General features: G+C 39.4%; 23 protein-coding genes. 4 read left to right on the forward strand and 19 right to left on the reverse strand.

Going from position 1 to position 26298, the window contains the following annotated elements; genetic code table 11:
* Both pdhA and BCM40_RS11120 read right to left on the reverse strand, forming a co-directional pair.
* Entirely contained in the window at positions 1 to 1113 is a 1113-nt protein-coding gene (gene pdhA / locus BCM40_RS11115) for a pyruvate dehydrogenase (acetyl-transferring) E1 component subunit alpha (RefSeq protein WP_008429860.1), read from the reverse strand.
* A 258-nt stretch (positions 1114 to 1371) separates the two neighbouring features.
* Positions 1372 to 2010 (reverse strand): YkyA family protein, encoded by a 639-nt coding sequence (locus tag BCM40_RS11120; RefSeq protein ID WP_065525869.1) that lies wholly within the window; start codon positions 2008 to 2010, stop codon positions 1372 to 1374.
* Between the two features lie 146 nt (positions 2011 to 2156).
* On the opposite strand from BCM40_RS11120, the gene def reads away from it, so the two are divergent.
* Positions 2157 to 2723: a peptide deformylase gene (gene def, locus BCM40_RS11125; protein WP_065525868.1), complete on the forward strand. Its 567-nt coding sequence runs from the start codon at positions 2157 to 2159 to the stop codon at positions 2721 to 2723.
* 17 nt (positions 2724 to 2740) lie between these two features.
* Here def and BCM40_RS11130 read toward each other — a convergent pair whose 3' ends face one another.
* Positions 2741 to 3511 (reverse strand): Cof-type HAD-IIB family hydrolase, encoded by a 771-nt coding sequence (locus BCM40_RS11130; RefSeq protein ID WP_065525867.1) that lies wholly within the window; start codon positions 3509 to 3511, stop codon positions 2741 to 2743.
* Between the two features lie 285 nt (positions 3512 to 3796).
* Between BCM40_RS11130 and BCM40_RS11135 the strand changes: the two genes are divergently transcribed.
* Complete coding sequence (locus BCM40_RS11135; RefSeq protein ID WP_008429852.1) at positions 3797 to 4009, forward strand: DNA-dependent RNA polymerase subunit epsilon; 213 nt, start codon at positions 3797 to 3799, stop codon at positions 4007 to 4009.
* A gap of 2 nt (positions 4010 to 4011) precedes the next feature.
* Positions 4012 to 5679 carry a ribonuclease J1 gene (rnjA, locus tag BCM40_RS11140; RefSeq protein WP_065525866.1) on the forward strand — a complete coding sequence of 556 codons (1668 nt, stop codon included), beginning with the start codon at positions 4012 to 4014 and terminating at the stop codon, positions 5677 to 5679.
* 91 nt (positions 5680 to 5770) lie between these two features.
* Here rnjA and BCM40_RS11145 read toward each other — a convergent pair whose 3' ends face one another.
* Entirely contained in the window at positions 5771 to 6430 is a 660-nt protein-coding gene (locus tag BCM40_RS11145; RefSeq protein ID WP_065525865.1) for a potassium channel family protein, read from the reverse strand.
* Positions 6431 to 6559: 129 nt separating this feature from the next.
* Positions 6560 to 6856 (reverse strand): hypothetical protein, encoded by a 297-nt coding sequence (locus tag BCM40_RS11150; protein WP_008498069.1) that lies wholly within the window; start codon positions 6854 to 6856, stop codon positions 6560 to 6562.
* A gap of 545 nt (positions 6857 to 7401) precedes the next feature.
* On the opposite strand from BCM40_RS11150, the gene BCM40_RS11155 reads away from it, so the two are divergent.
* Positions 7402 to 8592, forward strand: a complete 1191-nt coding sequence (locus tag BCM40_RS11155; RefSeq protein WP_065525864.1) for an MFS transporter — start codon at positions 7402 to 7404, stop codon at positions 8590 to 8592.
* A gap of 82 nt (positions 8593 to 8674) precedes the next feature.
* Here BCM40_RS11155 and BCM40_RS11160 read toward each other — a convergent pair whose 3' ends face one another.
* The 14 genes from BCM40_RS11160 to fadH all read right to left on the reverse strand — a co-directional run bounded on the left by BCM40_RS11160 (position 8675) and on the right by fadH (position 26296).
* The gene (locus BCM40_RS11160; RefSeq protein WP_065525863.1) at positions 8675 to 11248 is read right to left on the reverse strand and encodes a VWA domain-containing protein; all 2574 of its coding nucleotides are present in this window, start codon (positions 11246 to 11248) and stop codon (positions 8675 to 8677) included.
* On the reverse strand, positions 11229 to 12962 hold the full coding sequence (locus tag BCM40_RS11165; RefSeq protein ID WP_065525862.1) for a vWA domain-containing protein: 1734 nt from the start codon (positions 12960 to 12962) through the stop codon (positions 11229 to 11231). The genes BCM40_RS11160 and BCM40_RS11165 overlap by 20 nt, the downstream gene beginning before the upstream one ends.
* Positions 12963 to 12973: 11 nt before the next feature.
* Positions 12974 to 13834 (reverse strand): DUF58 domain-containing protein, encoded by an 861-nt coding sequence (locus tag BCM40_RS11170; RefSeq protein WP_065525861.1) that lies wholly within the window; start codon positions 13832 to 13834, stop codon positions 12974 to 12976.
* Entirely contained in the window at positions 13831 to 14823 is a 993-nt protein-coding gene (locus BCM40_RS11175; RefSeq protein ID WP_065525860.1) for an AAA family ATPase, read from the reverse strand. Before BCM40_RS11175 ends, BCM40_RS11170 begins: the two co-directional genes overlap by 4 nt.
* Positions 14824 to 14837: 14 nt before the next feature.
* A complete protein-coding gene (locus BCM40_RS11180; protein ID WP_065525859.1) occupies positions 14838 to 16271 on the reverse strand; it encodes a hypothetical protein in 1434 nt (477 codons plus the stop codon).
* Positions 16272 to 16283: 12 nt separating this feature from the next.
* Positions 16284 to 17132: an ABC transporter permease gene (locus BCM40_RS11185; RefSeq protein ID WP_065525858.1), complete on the reverse strand. Its 849-nt coding sequence runs from the start codon at positions 17130 to 17132 to the stop codon at positions 16284 to 16286.
* On the reverse strand, positions 17129 to 18064 hold the full coding sequence (locus BCM40_RS11190; protein ID WP_065525857.1) for an ABC transporter ATP-binding protein: 936 nt from the start codon (positions 18062 to 18064) through the stop codon (positions 17129 to 17131). The genes BCM40_RS11185 and BCM40_RS11190 overlap by 4 nt, the downstream gene beginning before the upstream one ends.
* Entirely contained in the window at positions 18061 to 20421 is a 2361-nt protein-coding gene (locus BCM40_RS11195) for a hypothetical protein (RefSeq protein ID WP_065525856.1), read from the reverse strand. The genes BCM40_RS11190 and BCM40_RS11195 overlap by 4 nt, the downstream gene beginning before the upstream one ends.
* A gap of 126 nt (positions 20422 to 20547) precedes the next feature.
* Positions 20548 to 21663 carry an N-acetyldiaminopimelate deacetylase gene (locus tag BCM40_RS11200; RefSeq protein ID WP_065525855.1) on the reverse strand — a complete coding sequence of 372 codons (1116 nt, stop codon included), beginning with the start codon at positions 21661 to 21663 and terminating at the stop codon, positions 20548 to 20550.
* A gap of 12 nt (positions 21664 to 21675) precedes the next feature.
* Positions 21676 to 22389 (reverse strand): 2,3,4,5-tetrahydropyridine-2,6-dicarboxylate N-acetyltransferase, encoded by a 714-nt coding sequence (gene dapD, locus BCM40_RS11205; RefSeq protein WP_065525854.1) that lies wholly within the window; start codon positions 22387 to 22389, stop codon positions 21676 to 21678.
* Between the two features lie 68 nt (positions 22390 to 22457).
* Positions 22458 to 23333, reverse strand: a complete 876-nt coding sequence (locus BCM40_RS11210) for a transcriptional regulator CcpC (protein WP_065525853.1) — start codon at positions 23331 to 23333, stop codon at positions 22458 to 22460.
* Positions 23323 to 24801, reverse strand: a complete 1479-nt coding sequence (locus tag BCM40_RS11215) for an MDR family MFS transporter (RefSeq protein ID WP_065525852.1) — start codon at positions 24799 to 24801, stop codon at positions 23323 to 23325. Before BCM40_RS11215 ends, BCM40_RS11210 begins: the two co-directional genes overlap by 11 nt.
* A gap of 182 nt (positions 24802 to 24983) precedes the next feature.
* Positions 24984 to 25427, reverse strand: a complete 444-nt coding sequence (gene cbpB / locus BCM40_RS11220; protein WP_008429816.1) for a cyclic-di-AMP-binding protein CbpB — start codon at positions 25425 to 25427, stop codon at positions 24984 to 24986.
* A gap of 101 nt (positions 25428 to 25528) precedes the next feature.
* Positions 25529 to 26296: a 2,4-dienoyl-CoA reductase gene (gene fadH, locus BCM40_RS11225; protein ID WP_065525851.1), complete on the reverse strand. Its 768-nt coding sequence runs from the start codon at positions 26294 to 26296 to the stop codon at positions 25529 to 25531.
* Positions 26297 to 26298: the final 2 nt, after the last annotated feature.

The raw sequence follows: 26298 nt of genomic DNA on the forward strand, positions 1-26298 counted from the left end.
TTACTTCGACTCCTTTGCTTTATAAATATCCAATTGTTCCTGAACATTAAACGGCACTTCTTCGTACATAAGCTCTAATAGATCTGATACTTTTTGTTTTGGAGCGCCGTCAGCTTTTTTAATTGCTGCTTTAATTTCTTCTTTAGCTTTATCGATTACTTCATTTTCTTTTGCTTCATCCCAAATGCCTTTTGCTTCCAGGTATTTACGGAAACGAACAAGCGGATCTTTCTTTTCCCATTCGCTGTCGATATCAGAAGTACGGTAGCGAGTTGGGTCATCTCCAGCCATTGTATGCGGTCCATAACGATAGCAAAGTGTTTCGATTAAAGTTGGCCCATCGCCTTTAACTGCGCGCTCACGAGCATCACGCGTTACCGCGTATACCGCTAATGGATCCATTCCATCTACAAGTACGCCTGGGATTCCGGCTGCAACTGCTTTTTGAGCAATTGTTTTCGCTGAAGTTTGAAGTTCACGAGGCGTTGAAATCGCGTACTGGTTATTTTGCACAATGAAAATAGCCGGTGCACGGAATGCGCCTGCAAAGTTTAGTCCTTCATAGAAATCGCCTTGTGATGAACCGCCGTCACCTGTGTAAGTAACTGCAACAGATTCTTTTTTACGTTTTTGCATACCAAGTGCAACTCCTGCTGCTTGAATAATTTGTGCACCAATGATGATTTGTGGCGGCAAAATATTCAATCCTTCAGGCATTTGGTTCCCCATGAAATGTCCACGAGAGAACAAGAATGCTTGGTGCAGTGGCCAACCGTGCCAAATCAATTGTGGAACATCACGGTAACCTGGCAAAATAAAGTCTTCTTTTGTCAATGCAAAATGAGATGCCAATTGAGAAGCTTCTTGTCCTGCCGTAGGAGCATAAAAACCAAGACGTCCTTGACGGTTTAAAGAAATTGAACGTTGATCGAGAATACGTGTGTACACCATACGATTCATCAATTCTGTTAGTTCTTCATCTGATAGTTTCGGGTCTGCCTCTTTATTAACGATTTCGCCTTCTTCATTCAAAATCTGAACCATTTCAAACTTTTCTTCGATTGCATTAAGCGTTTCTACTGGATCGAACTGCTGTGATTTTTTCGCAGCCATAAAAGCAACTCTCCTTTTTATCTGTATTAAAATAATTTCATACAATTTATGATACAATTTCGCATTCCTATTCAGTATACGTTACGATAATAACTCGGTCAATCATAGAGAACCTGACATTTTCGTACGATATCAATACAAAGAATATTCCGGCTTTTTTAACTGTATCAGTCTGAATTAACCTCTGTATTATAATACAGTTAAACACTAACGAATCTTTTATAGCACAGAAAAAGCAGCCTTTCGGGCTGCTTTTTACTAGCTGTCAGTCAGTTTTTCCAATGTGTTATCTTTTAATTCGTTAACCTGTTTCGTTAAATCATTAAATTTTGTAACCGCTTGTTGCACCACATTATTTTGCTCATTTACTTCTGTAGCTTGTTCTTGGAGCGTTTGCAGTTTACTTTCTTCGTCTTTCAGCATTTCATACAATTCCTTTTGATGACCTACTAGTTTTTCATAGGCTACTACAAAATCAGCATGAGCTGTAAAACGCTCTTGCATTTTAGCTTTTAGTGCCTGTACATCTGATTTTACCGATTCATCTTCAGCATCCTCAATTACTTGATCCATTTCAGCTAACTTTTCTTCAGCCAACTGCATCGATTCTTTTTCAATTTTCAAAAACGCTAAACGTTCATCCGCCGAATCAAGCGCTTCTTGAGCTTGTTCTGCTACTTTATCTTGTTCTTCTTGAGTCAAAGCCATAATATCTGCAAACAGTTCCTGTTCTGCTTTTTCTCTCTTTTCCAAGTCGTCCTGAACTTTGCGATATTCTTCTTCGGCCTCGAACGTGTCATTGAGCACTTGATCCAAATCTCCGCGAATTCCTGAATCGGTACAAGCACTCAACAAAATCAGGATAGAAAAGCTTAGCGCTATACTTGTTTTTTTCATCTAATTCACCCCTTATTTCCCATGAATTAACTATAGTCTGTGCCCATGTAAAAGACAACACCATCTGTCGGCTTTTTCTTTTTTCAAAAAGACTGATTTACGTTATACTAGTTTGTAGAGCAAGTCATTTGAAAGGATGAAACCACTTGATACGAATGAAAGACATTATACGTGAGGGTCATCCTACGCTAAGAGAACGGGCAGAAGAAGTGAAATTCCCACTTTCTGAAGAAGACCGTAAGCTAGGTGAAGACCTTTTAGAATATGTAGTAAATAGTCAGGATGATGAATTAGCAGAAAAATACGATTTACGTCCAGGTGTTGGAATTGCAGCCCCACAAGTAAATCAGGCAAAACGAATTTTCGCTTTGCATTTTGATAATAGTACAGGTGAAAATCTCAGCCTTGTTGTGTTCAATCCTAAAATTGTTAGTCATTCGGTTGAAAAAACTTATTTAGCAGCCGGCGAAGGTTGTTTATCTGTGGATCGTGCAGTTCCTGGTTACGTGCCTAGATATGCACGCATAACGATCAAAGCCCTAAATTTTGACGGCGAAGAAATTAAAATGCGTTTAAAAGGTCTTCCTGCTATCGCATTTCAACACGAATTGGATCATTTGAACGGCGTGATGTTCTTTGATCACATTGATTCGAAAAACCCCTTTGCTGAAATTGAAAATGCCATTCCAATTGAAAGAGACTCAGCTGAATAAGCTGAGTCTCTTTTTTGTTATATCAATTTCAAGTGTTTGAACGCTTTAGCTAGGCCATCATTATCTACGTGATCGGTTATATATGATGCACGTTTTTTTGTTTCTTCGTGCCCATTTTCCATTGCAACACTAAATCCGGCTACTTCCATCATTAAAAGATCATTCAAGCCATCGCCAAATGCAATTGTGTCTTCAATGGCATGTCCAGTTGCTTTGATCAAATGGTTAATCCCACTGGCTTTTGTTCCTCCTTTAGGTGTGATATCACAAGAAACACGATGCCAACGCACAAAATCAACTTCTTTGAATATATCATGATACTGCTGTTCTTCTTCTTTTTCACAAAAAACGAGCGCCTGATAAATTTCATTATCTAGATGAAAACCTTTCTCCGTTTCAGGATGTGGAATTTTTAACGTCTGAATGCTTTCATCAATATCTGGGTGATAATCAATAGAAGAAATCATTTTTTCTTCATTCATGAAAACCAGCGGATGATTTTGTTGCTCAGCATACGCGTAAATTTCTTTTAACATTTCTGTATCGATTGCTTCTTTATGAACTGTTTCACCTTTGTGCGAAATATACTGACCATTAAATGTAATGTATGTATCAATTTCGAGTTCCTCCAAAATCTTGTTAATCATAAAAGGTCCTCTACCCGTAGCGATTGCCAAATCATGGCCATTTAAACGAGCTTGTTGCAATGCTTTTTTTGCAGAATCCGGAAGTTTCTTGTGTGAGTCTAATAGCGTTCCATCAATATCTAGCAATAATAATTTAGGCATAGTTAAATCTCCATTCTTATGTAATTAGTGGGCAATTCAGCGTTCTCAATTCTTTGCAATTATCTGAAAAAGAGTTATAATTGCTTTGAGGAGTGATTAGCCATGCTGAAACGTTTGAAGAGAAAACTTCTCAGACAACTCAATGGCATCATGAATAAAAAGAAAATAGCATAAACGTTTTAGCCCTTCTGTATAAATAAGGAGGGCTATTCTTTATTTTAGTCTAATGTCATGATAATATAAAGGAAGTGCATTTATTTGAGCGTGGAAAAAGGAGAGCAAACTATGATTTTTAAAGTATATTACCAAGAAAACCGATTCGAAGTACCTGTTCGTGAGAACACACAAAGCCTTTATGTGGAAGCAGCATCCGAGCGCGAAGTCCGACACCACCTAAAAGACCGCAATTACAATATTGAACTTGTTCAATTACTTGAAGGAAACCATCTAGAGTATGAACAGTCGAGCCAAAATTACGAAGTTGAGAGCATCGAATAACAATGAAATTTGTTAAAAATGATCAAACAGCTGTATTTGCACTCGGCGGACTGGGTGAAATCGGCAAAAATACGTATGGTGTCCAATTTCAGGATGAGATTATCCTTATTGATGCCGGCATTAAATTTCCGGAAGACGATTTGCTCGGAATCGATTACGTTATTCCGGATTACACATACTTAGTAAAAAACGTTGATAAGATTAAAGGTCTTTTTATTACACACGGCCATGAAGATCACATCGGCGGTATTCCCTATTTACTTAAAAAAATTAACATTCCTGTTTATGGCGGAAAATTAGCGCTAGGTTTATTACGTAAAAAGTTAGAAGAACACGGTTTATTGCGCCAAACGAAAATGACTGAAATCGGCGAAGACGACATCATCAAATTCCGCAAAACTGCTGTTAGTTTTTTTAGTACAACACACAGTATTCCTGATGCTTTTGGTGTTGTGGTTAAAACACCACCTGGTAACATTGTGCACACAGGCGATTTCAAATTTGATTTCACGCCTGTTGGCGAGCCTGCTAACTTATTGAAAATGGCTCAAATCGGTAGTGAAGGCGTTTTATGCCTTCTTTCTGACAGTACTAATGCAGAAGTTCCTGAGTTTACAATGTCTGAACGTAAAGTCGGCGAATCGATTAAAGATATTATGAGAAAAGTTGATGGTCGTTTAATTTTTGCTACCTTCGCATCGAATATTTATCGTTTGCAACAAGTGACTGACGAAGCAGTTGCACAAGGTCGTAAAATTGCTGTTTTTGGACGTAGTATGGATAATGCCATGACAATTGGTCGTGAGTTAGGCTATATTAACGCGCCAGAAGATGCGTTTGTAGATACACAAACCTTAAACCGTTTACCTGCAAACGAAGTGTTAATTCTTTGTACAGGTTCACAGGGTGAACCGATGGCAGCTCTTTCAAGAATTGCTAGCGGTACACACCGTCAAATTCAAATCCAACCAAACGATACGGTTGTCTTCTCGTCTTCTCCAATTCCGGGTAACACGAGCAGCGTTAACCGCACGATCAATTTGTTGTTCCGCGCTGGAGCAGATGTTATTCACGGATCACTTAATAATATCCATACATCCGGTCACGGTTCAGAACCTGAAAATAAATTGATGTTGCGTTTGATCAAACCTAAATACTTTATGCCAATTCATGGTGAATTCCGTATGTTAAAAACACATGCAGGATTAGCTGTTGAATGTGATGTTCCGATGGAAAATACGTTCATCATGGAAAATGGCGAGGTTCTTGCTTTAGGTCAAGATGAAGCATCTATTGCAGGGCGTATTCCTTCTGGCGATGTTTACATCGATGGCAGCGGAATCGGTGACATCGGCAATATCGTATTACGTGATCGCCGCGTTCTTTCTGAAGAAGGTTTAGTTATCGTGGTTGTTAGTGTGGATATGGAAAAGAATAAAATGGTTTCGGGTCCTGACATCATTTCGCGTGGATTTGTTTACATGCGCGAATCAGGTACTATGATTTATGAAGCACAACAAATGCTAAATCGCCATTTAAACAAAAAAATTCACAGTAAAAATACTGACTGGGCAGAATTGAAAAATGATATCTCAGATGTGCTTGGACCGTATTTATACGAGAAAACAAAACGGCGCCCAATGATTTTGCCGGTCATTATGGAAGTTTAATAAAAAACAGTTAGGTGTAAGGGAATATCTCCTTTACACCTTTTTTCATGCAAAAACCCTGTAGCAGATGAATATCTGCTACAGGGTTTTACTAATTCATCATTTTTTTCTCAAAGCGATTAATATCTGCATCCGATCCGATGATAATCAAGATGTCTTCTTGTTCAATTTCCATATCTGCTTGTGGAGAAACAATAATATCTTCTCCCCTTTTGATTGCTACGATGTTTATCCCGTAACGTGCACGAATATCAAGTCCGATTAATGTATACCCAGCTAGTTTTTGATTTGCTTTAATCTCCATAATTGAGTGTTCATCAGAAAGCTCTAAGTAATCCAGTACGTTGTTCGATAAGATATTATGCGCTATTCGTATGCCCATATCCCGCTCAGGGTGAACCACTTTATCTGCACCAATTTTACTTAATACTTTAGCGTGATAGTCATTTTGCGCTTTTACCGTAATTTTTTTCACACCAATTTCTTTTAACATCAAAGTTGTTAATATACTCGCTTGAATGTTTTCGCCGATTGCTACAATAACGTGTTCAAAGTTCCGAATGCCTAATGACTTTAACACAGACTCATCCGTTGTATCCGCTACTACCGCTTGTGTAGCAATAGACGAAAATTCATCTACTCGCTCAGAATCTTTATCGATTGCCATAACATCTGCATCTTGTTCGATTAATTCGCGTACAATACTACCGCCAAAACGGCCAAGTCCAATGACTACAAATTCCTTTTTCATATTCATCCTCCAAATGTTCTAGTCGCTTTATTTTACCATATATCATCCGTACTAAATCTTTGCTTGTCGATTTTTTGAAATTCTTATACCCAATTGTTTCAAAGCTATCTAACTATTAAAAAACCCCGCTTATCGGCGGGGGTCTAATGGGCGTTTTGGACGGTTTTCACAATATTCACAGCTAATGTCAGTGCAAGGTTCTTCTCGCCATTCGTTACAACTAGCGCAATAACTTGCATCAAACTCATCATCAAATGTTAATGCGTCCAAGCAAGTATGGCAATACGTATGAACATCCATCCAGTTGATGAAGCGCTTATTAGCAACAAGATATAACCCTTGTTGGTCTTGTTTGTAATTCATAATCGAAGGTTTTTGAATAACTCGATTTTTAGGATCAAGGAAGAAATTCATTTTTCCATTCACATTTATCACTCCTAGAGTTTTGGTCAAACTGTTTGCATCATTTATATGCAATTACTATATGAGTTGAGCTGTAGAAATCGTTATTAGTTCTTTTACTGTTCTCTACTTAAAAAGAAATTCAGCTACTTTTTGCTATAGGTGCAAGTTGGTTAAATGACAAAAGTAAATCATCTCATAAAATATATTCGTCAACTTATAGCTATCTTATCATTCTTTTCATCTTATTGTAATTTCACACTTTCTCTATAATAGTAAAAACTTCTGGTAAATTGCAATAGATAACAATCCTTTATTTTAAATAATTTTCGATTTGAAATAGATGACACTGTTTAATTGATGAATCTAGATACTTAATAGTTAAAAAGTGTATTCGAATAACCTTCTTTAAGGTTCGTTCAAATGAAATTCAATAAAATTTAGAAAGCACCTAAAAAATAAATAGCCAGAGCATTTATCTGTTTTTTTCGCAGAAATTAAGGTATAGTATGTAGATTCTAGAAGCTAAAATTTAGTAAGGCGAAATAAATACGAAAGAAGGTCTCTTTATGGCCGTAAGATCGAATAAATTTGCACTTTATGTACTTATGTTTAATATGTTCATTGCGATGAGCGGTATTGGATTAATCATTCCCATTATGCCAGCCTATTTGGATACATTTGGAGTAGCTGGTCAGGCTCTTGGCACCTTAATTGCTACATTTGCCTTAGCACAATTCTTATTCTCGCCTCTTTCTGGTAAGCTTTCGGATAAGCACGGCCGTAAAAAGCTGATTATTTTAGGATTGATTGTCTTTGGATTATCACAGTTGGCTTTTGGCATCGCTACACATTTATGGATGCTGTACGTTGCTCGCTTTTTTAGTGGATTGGGTGCTGCTTTTTTAATCCCTCCAATGATGGCATTTGTCGCCGACATCACCTCATTTGAAGAGCGTGGTAAAGGTATGGGTCTTCTTGGCGCATCAATGTCTCTTGGCTTTATGATCGGCCCTGGTATTGGTGGATTTTTAGCAGAAGTTAGCATTCAATTTCCATTTTATATCGCAACTGTTGTAGCCTTGATTGCTGCTTTTATCTCGTTTGCGGTGCTACCAAATGTAGCCCCTACTATACAAGCAGCTGACGAGAAGTCTGAAAACCTGCTTCAACAGATGAAAAGATCTACTTATACACCCTACTTTGTCATGTTATTGGTTATGTTTATTTTCGCATTTGGTTTATCCAACTTCCAATCGACGATTGCTTTGTATGCGGATAAGAAATTTGGATTTACACCAAAAGAAATTGCGGTATTAATCACAGTTGGTGGATTTGTCGGAGTTGTTGTGCAAACCTTTGTGGTTGATAAACTTTTCAAGCGTTTCGGCGAGATGAAAGTTATTCTTGTCAATCTCTTAATCTCTGCTGCTGGTATGATTGGTATTTTGTTTGTTAGCTCTTTCTGGGCAATTCTTTTAGTATCTGCAGTATTTTTCACCGCTGCTTCCTTACTCCGTCCTGCTATCAATACGTTGATTTCGAAATTAGCAGGCGATGAACAAGGGTTTGCAGCTGGTATGAACAACGCTTACATGAGCCTTGGAAATATGATTGGTCCTGCACTTGCAGGAATACTTTTCGATATCGACATGAGCTATCCTTATATTTTAGGTACAGCCATCTTAATTACTTGTTTCTTTATCGCCAACACATGGTCTATGAGAAAACAACAGCTTTTGGCTACAAGCCGGAGTTAAGAAGTAGACAAAAAAGTAGCTCAAACCTTATTGGTCTGAGCTACTTTTTTAGTTGAAGCAATAAAACAGCAGATAAAGAGCGCTATTTTTTCTTTTTTGCTTTTATTAATTGATCGATTGCTACAGGGGAAGCAGTTTCTTCTTTTAAAGTTTTCGATTTTACTATTGGCTTAATTAACCCGAAGCGTCTGAACGTGATGTCGATAAAAAATAAGAGCATTGCACCAAACAGGAGCACCAACTGAATCGAGCGAATCGAGCCACTTGTGTAAGACATCTCACGGAACGAACCATCAAGTGTATCTAATAGCTGTCCACCTGTACGCTCAGTCAACGTCGTCATTAATGGCATGTTTGCCTTTGTAATTTTGTATTCATCGCCATAAGGAATGGTCAGAGCTGTTTTATAAGCTGCCCCTGTTTCATTGCTAATGCTAAAAAAGACCAATCCTGGTGATGCATCCATTTTCACATTTACTTTTCCCGGAGCTACAGGTTCTGTTTGCAGCGGAATTTCGTTACCTTGTTCATCAACTGCCGCAACTGTCAAAATTGCTGAGCTATTGGTAGGGTCTTCAATTGAATAAATACCTTGTTCTTTTCGAGCTACTGAAAAAGGAATTTCTTCAAATGACGGCAATAACTCAGCAGTGCTTCGATTCCAAAAGGCAGACCAGTTCGACCAGCTTTGAAAATCTCCACTCCATGCTCCGCTTCCTGATGTATAGGCAATTGTTTTGCCGAGTCCATAGTTCCAACTTGCAAGTATAGGATCTTCCTCTTCACTTTCAAGAGCAACGGACGCTGTGTTTTTTGCTGTTGTTGCAATATACGTATTTAATTGTGGAACACCTTCTGCAAACAAACTATTCCATTTGCTTTCATAAACAATTGGGTAAAACGGTTTGTCGACAATATAAGTTCGCGACATCATAATGGTTTCTCTTGATAAAATCGCGGGAATCGTCGTGGCATCTGTTACATCGTAAAACCTTCCGCTACCAGTACCCGCTAATTGTTCGAGCAAATTCCTGTCTGCGTCTTGACCAATAGATACGGTCGATAACGTAATATTATGCTCTTTGCCGTTTTCGATCAATGCGTCATAGTCGTTTGAAGTCGACGATTGGCCATCGGTTAACAAAATAATATGTTTTCGTTGCAATTCCAGATCCTCAAGTTCTGTATATGCCTGTTCCAACGACCGATAAATTTCAGTACCTCCACCGGGTGTAATGCTTAAAATTTTCTCTACAGCTTTTTTCGGATCATCAACTTTACCAGTCGGCAATATCTCCCACGGTTGATCGTCAAAAGCAATGACTCCTAAGGTATCATCAGAACGCAAAAGTTCAACTGAGCGCGCAGCTGCTTCTTTCGCGAGTTCGATTTTCATGCCCATCATACTTCCTGAACGATCCATAACAATCATTAACCCAAGCGAAGGCAATTCGTGCTTGCCTTTCACTTCCATTTCTACAGGCAATAAGCGTTCGATTGGTGTTTTGAAATAACCACCCAGACCAAAACTTTGATCGCCGCCTACCATCATAAAGCCCACACCAAACTGTCTTACAGCTTGTTCGATAATCGCCATTTGCTGCTCGCCTATAGCTGTTCCGGATACATTATCAAAAATAATAGAGTCGTAGCGGAGCATAGCAGATAAACTGCTTGGCAATTGTGTTGAAGTGAGTTCTGTTACCCGTAAATTCCCCGTGTCTAACAATGCAGGAATTGGACTCGGTTCGCCACCATTCACAACTAGAACTTCTGGATTTCCAGCAACTTCTGTAATGCTGTACAATGAGTTGTTTTCAAGATATGTGTCTTTTTCCGTCTCTAAACGCACTTCATATTTTTGAAGCCCTTCAGTATTCGCGGGGTAGGAATAATTATATACATTTTGACCTTCAAGCACTTCGATTTCTTGAACAGCTAAATCTCGATCATTTGCAGAAAAAATTAGCTTTGCATCAGCTTGGCTATCTGAGTCTACAGCAATTGTAAAAGATTGAGCTTCTCCTAAAAATGCTCGAGACGGTGTTTCAAAGCGACTAATCGCCATATCGTTTTTAGTAATGTGTTCGATCGGCCATATGTCTACTTGAAGTCGGTCAGACTGTAAGCGATTTAAACTTTCAATTGCAGATGATTGCGTTTCATTGCCATCGGTTAAAATTACTAACCGTGTGGCTAAGTCGGTATCTCCACTGTTTGAAGCGAGCTCCAACGCACGTGCGATATTGGTGTTGCTAGTTTGACTAAGGCTTACTTCTGCTGGTAAGGTTTGTGGATTTTTGGTCATCGGCAAGAGACTTTGGAAATCTTCTGCAAACGTATAAACTGCCACTGACTGGTACTCTTTTTTTGCCTTTAATGCATCTTCTATTGCTGCTGCCATCTCTGTTTGAAGTCCTTCAAGGGATGCAGATCGGTCCAATAAGAAAATAACTTGCTCTTCTTTTACCGGACTAAATAGCGACGGAGTGGCTAAAGCAAAAATTAGTAAAGCGACCGCCGTAGCTCTAAGTAAAAAAACAACTTTTACTAACTTAGTGCTCGCACGAAAATTTCTAACAGCAAACCAGCCAAAATAGAAGATGGCAGGAAGCAGCAATAGGAGCCAAATTGGATTACCGAGTTGTAATTCCACGACGGTACACCTCCCATTCTCCAACAACTAACAGTAAAATCAATCCGATTAAAAACGGCACAAAAGAAAAGCGAACCTTATCTTGCATGGCCTCCGCTTGCCCCATTTTATAAGTCGAACCAGCAGAAAGTGTCTTTTCTTGTGAGCTTAGCTGAACAATCATCGTCATTTCTTTGTCATCACCCACTACTTGATAAATGCCAGGCTCGGCAGGCGCGACGAACGGGCCACTTCCTTCTATGTAAGAATGACTATACGTGCCATCCCGAAAGATTTCCCATTCTCCTGTTTTCGAAGCTAGCGACACAGACCGGTGTTCATTGGGTTGAAAATATCCGAGAAATTCTGCATCTCCAGCTAAACTTTCCATCGCACTCCATAAAAATAACGGAAATGATGGAGATAATGGCCAGTCGGTCAACTGGACATCTGTCAATACCACAATATCTCCTTTGGGAGAAACTTGAATAAACGGATGGTCATCAATCGTTGCGATTGTTTCATATCCTTCAAGAGGAGGATATAGTTGTGATACATATATCTCATCTAAAGTAGCGTATGTGAAAAGCGGATGTGCTTTTGTTTCGATTTGCCCTACTACTTCAAATGACTTTTCGTCATTACGACCAAACAGCAAGATTGGCGTTGGCCCTTCAAGTACATCACGCTGATTTGTTACAATTGGTATTCCTGAATCGGGCTGCAGTTGACTCGAATCTGACAATGCAACATCTAAAGACAATGAACGAAAACCACTTGCGATTAATTCATGTAGCGCTGAATCAATCACGACTGCATCAACAGGAGGCGCTACATAAGTTGCCATCGTGTTGTCAGCTGAATAGTTATCTGCCACTTCTACTGTTGCTTGCCACAACTGTTTATTTGGTAAATCTTCAAACGGCACCAACAGTTCTTCAGAAGCTGCAAGTTCCACATCAATTCTTTTTTCCACACTGTCACTTGTCAATCGTATGGTCGCAGGTATAGTTTCTTTGCTATTATTTACTACCTGAACTATTCCACGTGTACCACTTTCCGTTTTAGAAAGACCAAATTGACGAATTGAGACATTGCGCAAGGTTTCTGTAAAACCATGGACGTGATAGCTTTGTCCGGTTTTATTGATGAGTACAGAACGCTCTAAACTATCTGTAAATATGTGAATAATGGTGGAGTCATTGACCGCCAATGTGTCCGCAAATAATATCGTTTGCTCGATTTCAGCGCTTTCATAGTTGACCGCTAATTGATCGATGGCTTTTTCAACTTTTTGTAGATCTTGCTCATTACGAATGATGACTTTCGGACTGATACCCGTTGTCACGATGGTGACTGGTTTTCCACCTGCTTGAGCAGCTAGGTTTTTCATTTCTTGTTGGTGCTTTACAAAATGAGAGGGAGATCCTGCAAGCATCGTTGCTGACGTATCTACTACAAAAATGAAGTCATTGCCTGCTAAAGTTTCTGATTCACTAAAAGGTTCGATTAGCGCCAATACACAAAAGAGCAGCGCCGCCAATTGGAGATAAAACAAAAGATGATGCTGCAATTTTTTTAAATAAGGAGAAGCTTGCATTTCTTTCATACGCTCTTGCCAGAATAACGTTGAAGATACCTGCTGGTCTTTGTATTTTTTTCTAAAGAAATAATAGAGAATAACGGCTAGCGGCATAACCGCTGTCCAGATCATTCCCCAATTTGATGCTCCCATGCCGCTTCACCTCATCCGATCCAATTTTTCCGTATCATTTGATGAAACAATACTTGCTCGATGCCATCTTCTACACGTAATGGCATGTATGCGATTCCGTAAGTTCGACAAAGTGATTCCAAGCCTTTGCTATGAAGCTTGCTTTGTTTTTGATAGGCACGAAGCGCTTCTTCTGTAACCGTCACACTCGTCACTTGTTGCGTTTCTTCATCGATAAAGCGAAGATCTCCTTTATAAGAAGGCACCCGCTCTTCTTCTGTATTCATATGAATAAACCGAATATCATGCGCATAGGCTGGAGCTTGTCTAAAAAACAAGTTCCAGTCTTCTAACGGATCCAACCCATCTGAGACAATAAATAAGACTGTAGAATCTTTTGCTGCATGAAAACTTGCTTGCTTGGCAAACGACAAACTTTGAGGATTTGGTATTGTTGAAATAAAATGCTCCAGCAATTTTTTAGCTGACTTTCCTTTTTTCCGAAAAGGGACGACTTCTTTTAGTCCAGCAGAAACCGTTAATCGGTCATCGCTTCCTAATACCATTAGCCCAAGTGAAAACACCATTTGCTTAGCAAACAGCCATTTATTGTTCATCGATTTCGAGCTATCTAGCAAAATGTGAATACGCATTTCTTGTTCATCTAAAAAGCGTTTAATGTAAACTTTTTCAGTCCGTGCGTAAACGTTCCAATCAATATGCCGTACATCATCTCCCGCATGGTATTCCCGAAAATCAGAGAAATCTAGCGAACTACCAAAGCGCATCGAGCGGTGAGATCCTTTATGATGCCCCCTAATTTTTGCTTTTGTCCCTATGGCGTAGCGGCTGAGACGTGAACCCCAATCAGCTGGCAGGTTTAATAAGGTCATTTCAAAACGCCTTTACCTGCTGTGCTCAGCACTTTGTCGATCAATTCGTCTGCTTGTTTGCCAATGGCTTCTGCTTCGTAATTTAACAACAAACGATGGCGCAATACCGGTTTTGCCACATGTTTTAAATCACCAATTGATACGTGATAACGTCCTTCCATTAGCGCGCGTGCTTTAGCTAAGCGGATCAAGCTTTGTAATCCACGAGGACCGCTGCCATATTGAACAAATTGTTGAATTTCTTGATGTTCTGAATGCTCAGGATGCGTGTTTTGAATAATGTCGACAGCGACCATTAAAATGTCTTCTGCCATCAATACTTCTTTCACCATCTGTTGTGCCTCGATTAAACTAGCGGTATTCATTTTTTTGCTGAGGTTAATGGATTGTGCACCTGTTGTTCGCCGACTAATTTCAGCAAGTTCATTGCGACTTGGATAAGAAACAAGAATTTTACATACAAAACGGTCCATTTGGGCTTCAGGCAATGGGTAAGTTCCTTCCATCTCAATAGGATTTTGAGTAGCCAAAACAAAAAATGGGCATGCCATTTCTTTTGTATCTCCTAGAATCGTCACCGTTTTTTCTCCCATTGCCTCCAAAAGCGCACTTTGAGTTTTAGGAGTTGCGCGGTTAATTTCATCCGCTAATACCATTTGATGAAAGATCGGCCCTTCTCTAAACGTAAATTGCTGGCGCCCTTGTGCGTCTCGTTCAATCAGGCTAGTTCCGGTAATATCTGAAGGCATTAAATCGGGTGTAAACTGAATTCTAGAAAACGACAAATCAAGAACATCCGATATAGTTCGTATCAACATTGTTTTACCAAGACCTGGTAGCCCTTCGAGTAAGGCATGGCCATCTGCTAAAATGGCATACAAAGAAAACTCAACTGCACTTTCTTGTCCGACGATAAAACGCCCTATTTCCGTTTTTACTTCTTGAAGCAATTGACTCATCTCTGTAAATTGTTCGGTAGTGTATGTCATGAAAACCCTCTTTTCTATTTATCGGTTTCTATATCTGTAAAGTATTGTTCTACAATAATTTGTAAATCAGGTGGCAATTGTAGACGATCTGCGCTTGAGAAATACGATGTAGAGTAATCTCCTACTACATCTGCATAGGGTCGGACGGTTCCTTTTGTTGCAGATACAGTTCCAGTTTGCTCGCCAACAGCTTCGCCTTCACCAACTTCTCCACTATCAACTGTCGTTTGCCCTTGGCCACCGATTCGAGAAGGTACCGTCAATAAATCGCGGCTACCTTTACCTGTCCCAGCTCCACTGCCACCTTGGCCTTGACCTTGACCTTGTCCCTGGCCTTGACCTTGTCCCTGACCTTGTCCCTGACCTTGTCCCTGACTTTGCCCCTGGCTTTGTCCCTGACTTTGCCCCTGGCTTTGTCCCTGACTTTGCCCCTGGCTTTGTCCCTGACTTTGCCCCTCGCCTTGAGCTTCGCTATTTTCTGAATCTGATTCACCTGTTGATTTGTTCTCTCCTGTTTCTGAGGCTTGTCCACTACCACCTGATTCACCAGTAGTTTCAGACGACTCACCCTCACTAGTACCATTTCTTTTGCTTTCGTTCGATTGTTCACGATTAGCAATTGTTTGTTGCAACGGAAATGCTACAGGTTTTCCCATATTGCTTAAAGTCGTTTGTGTCTTTCCTGCTTGTTCAGCTAATTGATCGGCTGCTTTTTCTATATCCTCACTCGTTTTTTTAGCTTCAGTATTGTTGTCTTCTGCTAACCGCCGGTTTTTCAATTCCAACTCTTTTTGTTTTTTCACAATTTCTTTTAAAACCGCTTCCGGATTTTCTTTTTCTGCTATGGCAGCTTTTAATGCTTCTAATTCTTTTTTTACCATTTCTGATTCTGCTTGTTTTTTAATATCATCAATTTCTTTTTTAAGCTCTTCTACTAATTCAAGTTCTTTTTCCACATCATTTGCTTGATTTTGCAAATTGCTTGGAAACACTAAAAGCAAGAGCATGAAAGCAGCACTGATTACAGCACCTATCAACCATTTAGGACGTAGCCACACTTTGCGTTCTTTTCGAAACAGTTGATAGCTATATGGAATATTTTGAGCCGTTTTGTAAGTCAGCTCTTCTGACAGTTTATTGTGTTCTGTTAGTTTCCACACCGTCAATAATTGATTGTGCGGAGTGAAGCGATCTAATTCTTGTACTGCTTGCTGCTCAGTTGGAAGTCCTTTTAAAGACAATAACAGCCAACCAACTAATACGGTTGTTCCTGCTGCATATGCATAAAATTCATAATAAGGAAGGACGAACAATCGTGATACGAAAAGCAAAGCTACAGCAAACAATAATCCTGCAAACAAAGCAAACTGAAAACTACGTCCGATATGAAGCATCTTCAAAATACGCTCTACTTTTTTAACATAGTTACGAATATCACGATTGTTCATGAGAATCCCTCCTTATTTGTATTTATTCATATTTACGCGTAATTTTTTTACAGCTAACAATAAACTTCCAGCTGTTAGTAATACATAAAAAATAGTGTAACCAATCCATAATGGGATAGGTACCAACGTCACTGTTTGCAATTGTTCTTCCATCGGTGGCTGTAATAAAGTCAACAACACTGCCGGTGGGTTAATCGTTGCCCAAAAATGAGCTATTGGCGACATAGTTGTCTGCGGCGAAGTCATGCCCATTTGAGAAACTTGAACAGAGATTAATAAAAAGAATGCCGTGACACCCGCAAGAAAAATCATTGCTCCATAAGTGGCAATAATTGCAACAATGGTTTTTCTGATTAACGTTGAGAACATGACCCCAATGCTCGCGATTGCGAGCAAAGTCAGCATATAAAACAGGAAAATATATAATAATTGGCTCGGGGAAACGCCTCCGTATAAGAAAACTAAACTGTAAATAGGTAAACCAGACACAATCATCAACAACAAAAATGCAATCGATGACGTCATTTTCCCAAATATGATTTGGAATGATGTTTGCGACGTGGTTAGCAATATATTCAACGTTTGTTTTTCACGTTCTGTACTAATCGTACCTGCTGTTAAGGCGGGCGTAATAAATAAAATCAATCCTAATTGAATATACGTCATCATACTAAATAGCATGAAACTTTCATCTGGACGGAAAAAACCATTTCCAGTTAAAGATGTAGCTAGAAAGATAAAACCAAAAACAAATACACTCATCGCGATTAAGTAAAACAAAATACCTGTAAAACTTTTCAAGTTGCGGAAACGCAATTTAAGCTCTTTAACTAGTACAGGATTGGTAAATAGGGTTTTCATCCAATTTCCACTCCTTTTGTAATTGCCATGAAGACATCTTCCAAATCTGTTTCTTCTTCAGAAAAAGAAAGAATCGGCAATTTTTGTTGAATTGCGCGTTGCAACAATTGCAGTTGATCTTCTTCACTCCCGCGATAGAAAAACTGAAGGGTATTTTTACCTTGCAATTCTACAAGCTGAGAAACAAATGGGTCCATTTCAAAAAATGCAATAACTGCTTGCATATCTCCTACTATTTTAACGCGAAGCACTTTTTCACTTTGCAATTGGGCTTGAATATCAGCAACGGATCCTTGTGCAATCAATTTACCGTTATCAATAACCCCAATACTGTCACACATCTCCGCAAGTTCCGGAAGAATGTGAGAAGAAATCAAAATGGTTTTCCCCATGGCTTTTAACTCTCTTAATATATCTCTCATTTCTACTCGCGCACGTGGATCTAGTCCTGATGCCGGTTCATCTAAAATTAGTATTTTTGGATCGTGAATTAATGCACGTGCTAGACATAGTCGTTGCTTCATCCCGCGTGATAATAAATCGACATATTCATATCGCTTGTTCTCTAAATTGACTAACTCCAAAAGCTTTGGAATTAACACCTCACGTTCTTTTGGTTTAATGCCGTAACTTGCACCGTAAAAATCCAAATACTCATCCGTTTTTAATTGATCATACACCCCAAAGAAATCTGGTACATAGCCAATTTGTTTACGAACTTCTTGAGGATTTTTAGTAACGCTCACGCCGTTGATAAATGCATCTCCAGCTGTTGGTTGAAGCAGTGTGGCTAAAATCGAAAAAGTTGTTGATTTCCCTGCTCCGTTTGCGCCAACAAAACCAAAAACTGTGCTATCTTCTACCACTAAATTCAAATCCTGAAGTGCGTAGAAAGAACCGTATTTTTTTGTCAATCCGATTGTTTCAATCACGGAGCAATCACTCCTTTCAATTTAACTTTTGGTACAATCACTTCGGGAATTCCAGAATTATTTTCAGTCATGTTTAATTTAAGTTTAATAGTGCCTTCTGCATTCAAATAATTTTTAGCATTGTCAGTGAATTTTTGATTAGACTCGGTAATTTCCTCATAATCTTCACTTTCATAATTGAATATACTAACAGTTAAATTTGTCGCAGACTTGGTCACTGCTAATTCATCCCAATCAGCTTTTTTTAGCTCCACATCTTCTGGCAGTGCATAAGTAAGTTCATATTCTCCCGGTTCTAAGTAGTACATATAAGGATCATCCGATACGTTTTCAAAATAGCCGTTGTTATTAGCGGATGCGAGATTCATCGAAAATACATCAGTATTTAACGTAATCGCACCACTTAAGCTCAATTTCGGTTTAAAACTTTGGGCTATAAGATGAACAGATTCTACAGATGCCCGTTGGTTTTCAAGGGTAATTGGAACAATAGCATCTTGAGTATATGCAATTACATAGGGAGTTTTTCCATTTTGTGACAATTGTTCATAAGACGTTACAAGTAGTGATTGACGACGCGCTTTTTCTAACTCTTTTAAATTCGCGATCGGCTGATAACTATAAGACTGACCGATTGGAGCAGCTGGTGACAAAATGGCCGATTGTACTGTTTCATCAACCACTAACTCTTCTCCCGGGTTCAACTTGCCTATGTCTATAAGACGTGTGCCAGTCCAAATCGAAACACTTTCGACTGCAAATGGAAAATTATTTTGAATGGTTCCGGTAATTTTTTCATTTGCGACCTCCAAATCAATACTGAAGTCCCCACTATTTTCAATATATGATTGACCCATAATTGAACCCACAGACCAATAACGCATATCACGCAACGTCATTTGGTTGCTTGCAGCTCCTTTTTCCAACATGGCCGATAAATATGGCTGTGTGGATGAAAATTCACTAGCTAAGCGATGTGTCATGGTAGTAGATGATGGAGCTGTAAATTCATAATTTCCTCCGCGATTTGAAAGTAATGAATAGACGTAATAACCTTTTAATCCACTATCCGCATCTACTTCAAAAAATCCAGTTTGCTGAATTTGCGGGTTACCAATGCGATCTTTTGCCCCAAATGCGAATAAGCCAATTGAAGTCAGTAATGCAATCATCGGAATGATAAACCACGCATATTCACGTTTGTCTTTTTTCTTAAGTACGATATATAGAATAGGGACAATTAATAAAATATATAGCACGATAATCGTAATAATGAATGGTTTTGACACTTCAAAGCTATCAAATAGTTCGTTAACACTTCCAACTTCATACGTCATGTAATCGAGAATTGATTGCCCACCCATCGCATTATAGTTGGCTACGGATGACGGAAAAAAATTCGAAATCACTTGACTATAACCTTTTTGGCCGGAAACGGTTTCATCACCAAGTGAAAAACTCAGTTGCGTCAAACTACCAGATCCAACAGACTGGGAGGCCGCCAGAACTTGGCCGTCTTTTTGCAGTTTAACGACTGCTCCTTCTTTAGCAGTTGCTTGAATCACAGGGATGGATTTTTCAAGTCCTGGAATTGTCATTTCTGTTGATTCTGCTAAATTTAAAGGCAAATGCTCACTCAAATTTCCGAGTTCTGCTTCTATATTACTCGAAGATCCCGTAATGACGTGTCCACCTTGCTGAAGCCATAGCAAAATAGCTTGTTGTGTAGGTTTGGGTAAGTCACTGTAGGCAAATTCATCAATAACAAGAAAGTCAATCATGTCCCAAGCTTGGGCTTCAGTAGGCAATGTGAAATTCTTTAATTGATTTAAATGAAATACTTCCACTCCTTCGGTATTTGGTATCGCAAGTTGTTTTAAAGGCAATAAGCGGTCTTGATTGTCTGTTAATGTTGCCACAAATAAGGACATAGGTGAATAATTGGAAGGCTGTATCTTTTTACTTCCTTTAAACGCAATAGATTTTCCGTCTTTCCATCCACCTTCAAATAAGAAAATATTTTGGTCGCCTGTTCCTCCAGAATAGTAAGTATCTGTTAACCCAGAAACTGCGACTTGTAGTGACTTTGTTTCTCCTTCAGCAAGTTCGATGGGTATCGCCATCCCGGCTCCAAGGTTATAAGTTTCTGAAAAACTAAGTACTAAATCGCCAGAGAACGCTGACCCGTCATTAGTTATCGTAAATTGTAGCGGCAAGCCTTTTTCATATTTTACTTTGTTTTGAAAACCGGCACTTGAATCTACTGTGATTTGTGGTGCCGCTAAAGATGGTTGTGGCACGATAAAAAAACTAATTAGCAATGCAAAAGCAAAAAATGCCAGCAATCGTCTATACATGTTGATCCCCCTTTTACTCGTCTCTTTATTAGTACGCTGCGAATTCAAAATAGTTCCATATTCTCATAACAAAAGCTATTTAAATTTTTCCACAAAATAAGAGCAGACAGCCTCAGCTGTCTGCTCTTATAGTGTTAAAAAGAAACCATGTAGAAAATCTGGCATGAAAGTTAGGATTTGTTCATCTGGGTTTAACTTTGCGTGGTGCAAACCATAAGAAGAATTCACACCCGCCCAGAACATCACTCCTGGAAGTTGCTCCGTAAAATAACCAAAGTCTTCCCCAGTCATGGCTGCTTCACTTCGTATAGCTTTAATAGTCGGTACTTGACTTGCATACGACAAAAATTGCTCAGCTAACTCTTGATCATTATTCACTTCAAGATAACTCGAACCGTAATCGATACTAACTCGACAATTGTATGCTTCTTCTACTGCACGACATATTGCTTCAATCCGCTTTTTCATCTGGCTCATCGATTCACTGTTCAGTGTACGAATCGTTCCTTCTAGACGCGCATGTTCAGCAATAATGTTTTGTACCGTGCCCGCGCTAAGCTTACCAATTGTTAGAACAGCTGAATCCATTGGGTTCACGTTTCGACTAACAATCGTTTGTAATTGCATAAGCAATGAAGCCGCAGCAACCGCCATGTCTTCTGTTAGATGAGGAAAAGCCGCGTGTCCCCCTTTGCCATGAAGATCAATAAACAACTCAGACGTATTCGCAAACAATAATCCTGGTCGGGTACCCACAGTGCCTACAGGTAGTTCTGGTGCAATGTGCAACGCAGCAATCATATCCGGCAGAAAATCAGGTTTTTCATTTTTCAACCATTCCCGAAAAGGCAATGCGCCTCCCGGACCTTCTTCAGCTGGTTGGAATAAAATAACGACATCATCTTTAATCGGCTTTTCAACTAGCTTTTCTAACAAACCAACAGCGATTGTCATGTGCACATCGTGACCGCAAGCATGCATAAAGCCTGGATGAGTCGATTGAAACTCTAGTCCTGTTTCTTCTGGGATTGGCAAAGCATCTATGTCTGTTCTCCAACCAATTAGCTTGGTCGGATTTTCACCTAACACTTTAACTGCGATGCCAGTACGCCATTTCACTATTTCTAATCGCTCTTGCGAAAACTGAGAAATAATGTCCATTAAATAGGCTTGCGTTTTTACTTCTTGAAAACCAATCTCCGGAATTTGATGCAAAGCTCTTCTAATTTTCACTAATTCCATTGGATTCACCGATTATAGCTGTCTTAATTCGTGCTTGATTTCTGTTTTTGAACGAGTTTTTGCATCCATCAATTTCAATACTCGCGCTGGAGTTCCGCCCACTACTGAGTTTTCAGGTACATCTTCGATAACAATTGCGCCTGCTGCCACAACTGCACCTTTCCCAATGCGAACTCCTTCAAGAACGACTGCATTAGCACCGATCATTACGTCATCTTCAACAATAACTGGAGTAGCTGATGCTGGCTCGATTACGCCTGCAAGTACTGCGCCTGCTCCGATGTGACAATTTTTCCCGACAGTTGCACGGCCGCCCATAATAACGCCCATATCAATCATCGTACCATCTCCAATAACAGAACCAATGTTGATCACAGCACCCATCATGATGATACAGTTATTGCCGATTTCAACATTTTCCCGGATAAATGCACCCGGTTCAATACGGCTGTTGATGTTTTTCATATCTAACATAGGAATAGCTGAATTTCTGCGATCATTTTCCACCACAGAATCTTCAATGACAGAAGCATTTGCTTCTAATGCTGATTGAATATCTGACCATTCGCCAAATACAGTTACTGAATTGCCTTCTCCGAATACTTTTGAATCTGTACCATAATCTAAATCAGCAACACCTTGTCCTTTTATGTAAACTTTTACAGGCGTCGATTTCTTAGCATTCTGTATGTACGAAATAATTTCATTTGCATCCATTTGTTTCATCAATAAAAACCTCTTTCTGTTATGTGATGTTGTTATTATATCTGATTTAGCATAAAAATTCATCCACTTCACCTTAATAAAGTGGCATGTTTTTCGACTATAGCCACAAAAGCTTCTACTTGTCGTAGTTGAAACGCCGACTCATAACCAATTAACCACGTATCACGCGTTAATTCTAATTCTTCTTCGTTATTTGTTAATGGCATCATGTGCACGTCTTCATTGCCTGTTAACGTAATAGATGGCAAGATGGCATAACCAATTCCGTTTACCGCCATTTGTTTACACGTTTCTATTTGATCAACTGTTATTTGACGTTTAGGGTTAGAAGCAAAATGTTTTTGCCACCATTGCTGAATTTCTTCATAATACGTCGAATCACTTTTAAATTGGATAAATGGTCGTTCTGTTTGAAGAAGCTCTTCAAGTGACCGAATTTCTTTGTCCACTAAATACAACGTATCTTTGAACAAATGCAATTTTGGTCCCTTCCAGTCTGTATGGCCACGAACAATTCCAATATGAGCCTCACCGTCGTAAAGGGCTCGAACAATTTCCGAGCTCCAGCCGGTAATCAGTTGAATTTTCGCTTCTGGATAAAGTGTAACAAAATCTTTTAATACTTTTGGTAGCCAGTTTTGACCAATAATCGTGGCACATGCAATTTTTAACGTTCCGTGCACTTTTGAGGTCAAGGTATGTAACACTTCAAACACTTCTTCTTTTCGCTGAATTGTTTCATTGGCATATTGGATGACCAATTCTCCAGCAGGTGTCGGTGAGAGGCCTTTTTGAGAACGAATAAACAATTGCTGACCCCAGTCTTTTTCAATAGTTTGAAGACGTTGCGACAAAGCCGGTTGCGATAAAAATAGTCGTTCGGCAGCTTTTCTCATATTTCCTTCTTCTGCCAACACTTTAATGACTAATTCTTCATTTGACATGACCCTTCACCCCTTTTTGACCACGAAGTCCCAAAATCAATACCAGGCTAAGCACCGCGAAAAATGCGGTTACTAAATACACGATTTGAAGCGACTCTGCTAATGCCTGCTGAAGAAACCTTAACACTTCGATTGGCATCTCGACACGAGTATTTTTACTCAATAAATCATTGATTGAACTTAATGTATAATTTTGGCCGTTTTCAGCAAAATACCGCAGAAGCGAACTGTTCAAAATGCTTCCGAGTAACGCCACACCAATCGTACTGCCTAAGTTTCGCATGAACATATTTGAAGCCGTAGCTGCCCCCCGCTGTTCATAAGAAACGGCCGCTTGAATCGAAACAATAAATGCTGTACTAGTTAGTCCCATTCCAATACCAATAGCAAAACTAGACATCGCTGCCCATAAAGGACCAAAGCTAGGTTGCATCGTGACAAATAGCAATGTTCCCAGCACGAGGGAAACCCCGCCAGCTAATGAGGTTTTAAAATATCCAATTTTCAGCAATAATCTTCCCGAAAAAAATGCGGCAAGTGGCCAACCGATCGACATAGCGGTTAACGTAAACCCAGCAATTGCAGCAGGCTGCTCCATGACCCCAGTTACATAAGTCGGCAAATAACTCGAGATTCCAATTAAAATAACTCCTGTAGCTAACGAAACAAGATTCGCATACAGAATGGTTTTATTGCGCCAAATTTCAAAAGGCATAATTGGATCGACAGCTTTACGCTCTACTAATACGAAAAATACGATAAGCAAACTGCTCGATAAGAATAAAATTAACGATTGCATAGATAGCCAACTAAATGATACACCGCCTTCTACAAGCAAATACAATAAACTAGACAAGGCGACCATTAACAAAACTGCACCTTTATAATCGATTACAGGTGTTTTATGATTTACAGGTTCTTTTAAAAACAATAGAACGCCTAGTAAAGATAAAATCCCAAGAGGCAAATTCACCCAAAACACATATTCCCAACCGATGGTTACAACTAGTACACCACCAATAGCTGGCCCGGTAACAGCTGAAATTCCCCACACACTCGACAAATAACCTTGGATTTTTGCACGTTCTTCTCTCGTATATATATCCCCGACAATTGTGGTGGCGATAGGCATAACCGCGCCCGCTCCGAGACCTTGAACAAAGCGGTAAATTATCAATTCATCCATTGATGTGGACAAGCCACATAATAAAGAACCAAGTAAAAATAATAGCATTCCAATCGTAAATATGCGTTTACGACCAAATATATCTGATAGTTTACCGTACAGTAAGACGGTTATCGTACTCATTAGTAAATAGGCCGAGAACACCCAGCTGTATTGTGAAAAACCTCCTAATTCAGCTGCAATACTAGGCATAGCCGTTGAAACAATCGTGGCTTCGACAGCACTGACAAACATCGCCAACATAACAGAAGCTAGAACTAACGGCCTTTTCGTTTTTTCCATTAAACAAACCTCTTTTCAACTCGGTATAAGAAAAACAAAAACGCCTTTATAGATTTTATCAGCAGAAGCCAAGTTGACTTATACTTCTAGAATCCGGGCGCCAGTGTTTGAACCGTTATAAGCATGAAGCTCCATCTTTTTTAAGCATAAAAAAGGCCTCTAAGACGAGACCTTCTCTACATTTATTTTTTCAATTGATACAGTTGCTTTTTCAGTTGTTTTAATACAACACGCCGTGTCAAGATTCCCATAAACATTTCCTCATCATCAACAATGCAAAGAAAATTTTGGTTAATGACCATATCTAGCGCTTTTTGAAAACGCTCATTAATGTGGATCAAAGGAAGATCTTTTTCCATAATATCTTCCACGCGGATATCAGAAAGCCGTTCGTATTCTATATGGTCCAAACCAAGAATTGCATCAGTTATTCGTTGTGCATTAATCAGGCCGCGAAAGCGATATTTTGAATCCAGAACCGGTATAGCGGAATAACCTGTCTTCGTCAAAACAAGTAGTGCATGTTCTGCACTATTACCTATTTGAACATGTGCAACTTTCTCGGAAGAGATGATATAGTCTTCGATCGGTGTATCAAGAAAATCTTTGCTTGGTAATGAAATCATGTACTCTACTCCTTTTACAACGCCTGTATTAAATGCCACCTTTTAGGTTCATCATAACACATTGGCATGCTCGAAACTATTTAAATCTCCCTATAACTTACTTAAAAAGGAAATTTATTTAGCCATTGTCCACCGTCTAAAGTGACAATTTCGCCATTCATATACGAGGCTTTTTCAGACATGATAAAAGCTGCAAGTTCAGCTACTTCTTCCGGTTTCCCAAGTCTGCCTAGCGGAATCGATTCTAACGTTCGCTTCGCTGCTTTCTCGGATTCCCACAGTTTTTCTGCGCCTCCTGTTCGTTCGATTGGCCCAGGAGCAATCCCGTTCACTCGTATACCAAACTGCGTTCCCCATTCAACCGCAAGTGTTCGAGTTAATGACATGACGCCTGCTTTCGCCGCTGCCGAGTGAGCAACTCCAGCACCTGCATTCCAAGCATATGTGGCAAGCATATTAATGATGTTGCCTTTTGTACCATTTTCAATCCAATAATTTCCGACTGCATGCGAACAGAAAAATGTACCATTCAATACAATATCAATTACCGATTTCCATCCGTTCGGCGAAAGTTTTTCTGCATGAACAATAAAGTTCCCTGCCGCATTGTTGACTAAACCATCCACTCTTCCAAATTTTTCATGAGCGAATTTGACCATTGCCTTAGCATGTTCAGGTTCCCGGACATCCATTTGAAACACTTCTACTGAACCCCGTTCTCCTGTAATCGTTTTCACAGCTTCGTTGAGTTTTTCCATATCTCGTCCAGTTATCACCACATTTGCTCCTTCAGAAGCAAATTTTTTAGCCATATAGAGTCCCATACCACTTGATCCACCAGTAACAATAATCGTTTGATCTGTAAACATAC

The organism is Planococcus donghaensis, from assembly GCF_001687665.2.
Classification (GTDB): domain Bacteria; phylum Bacillota; class Bacilli; order Bacillales_A; family Planococcaceae; genus Planococcus; species Planococcus donghaensis.

Excerpts from the sequence above, each read along its gene's own strand:
- pdhA (WP_008429860.1), bottom strand. The coding sequence starts at position 1,113 with ATGGCTGCGAAAAAATCACAGCAGTTCGATCCAGTAGAAACGCTTAAT.
- BCM40_RS11120 (WP_065525869.1), bottom strand. The coding sequence starts at position 2,010 with ATGAAAAAAACAAGTATAGCGCTAAGCTTTTCTATCCTGATTTTGTTG.
- BCM40_RS11130 (WP_065525867.1), bottom strand. The coding sequence starts at position 3,511 with ATGCCTAAATTATTATTGCTAGATATTGATGGAACGCTATTAGACTCA.
- BCM40_RS11135 (WP_008429852.1), top strand. The coding sequence starts at position 3,797 with ATGATTTTTAAAGTATATTACCAAGAAAACCGATTCGAAGTACCTGTT.
- rnjA (WP_065525866.1), top strand. The coding sequence starts at position 4,012 with ATGAAATTTGTTAAAAATGATCAAACAGCTGTATTTGCACTCGGCGGA.
- BCM40_RS11145 (WP_065525865.1), bottom strand. The coding sequence starts at position 6,430 with ATGAAAAAGGAATTTGTAGTCATTGGACTTGGCCGTTTTGGCGGTAGT.
- BCM40_RS11155 (WP_065525864.1), top strand. The coding sequence starts at position 7,402 with ATGGCCGTAAGATCGAATAAATTTGCACTTTATGTACTTATGTTTAAT.
- BCM40_RS11165 (WP_065525862.1), bottom strand. The coding sequence starts at position 12,962 with ATGGGAGCATCAAATTGGGGAATGATCTGGACAGCGGTTATGCCGCTA.
- BCM40_RS11170 (WP_065525861.1), bottom strand. The coding sequence starts at position 13,834 with ATGACCTTATTAAACCTGCCAGCTGATTGGGGTTCACGTCTCAGCCGC.
- BCM40_RS11175 (WP_065525860.1), bottom strand. The coding sequence starts at position 14,823 with ATGACATACACTACCGAACAATTTACAGAGATGAGTCAATTGCTTCAA.
- BCM40_RS11180 (WP_065525859.1), bottom strand. The coding sequence starts at position 16,271 with ATGAACAATCGTGATATTCGTAACTATGTTAAAAAAGTAGAGCGTATT.
- BCM40_RS11185 (WP_065525858.1), bottom strand. The coding sequence starts at position 17,132 with ATGAAAACCCTATTTACCAATCCTGTACTAGTTAAAGAGCTTAAATTG.
- BCM40_RS11195 (WP_065525856.1), bottom strand. The coding sequence starts at position 20,421 with ATGTATAGACGATTGCTGGCATTTTTTGCTTTTGCATTGCTAATTAGT.
- BCM40_RS11200 (WP_065525855.1), bottom strand. The coding sequence starts at position 21,663 with ATGGAATTAGTGAAAATTAGAAGAGCTTTGCATCAAATTCCGGAGATT.
- dapD (WP_065525854.1), bottom strand. The coding sequence starts at position 22,389 with ATGAAACAAATGGATGCAAATGAAATTATTTCGTACATACAGAATGCT.
- BCM40_RS11210 (WP_065525853.1), bottom strand. The coding sequence starts at position 23,333 with ATGTCAAATGAAGAATTAGTCATTAAAGTGTTGGCAGAAGAAGGAAAT.
- BCM40_RS11215 (WP_065525852.1), bottom strand. The coding sequence starts at position 24,801 with ATGGAAAAAACGAAAAGGCCGTTAGTTCTAGCTTCTGTTATGTTGGCG.
- cbpB (WP_008429816.1), bottom strand. The coding sequence starts at position 25,427 with ATGATTTCATTACCAAGCAAAGATTTTCTTGATACACCGATCGAAGAC.
- fadH (WP_065525851.1), bottom strand. The coding sequence starts at position 26,296 with ATGTTTACAGATCAAACGATTATTGTTACTGGTGGATCAAGTGGTATG.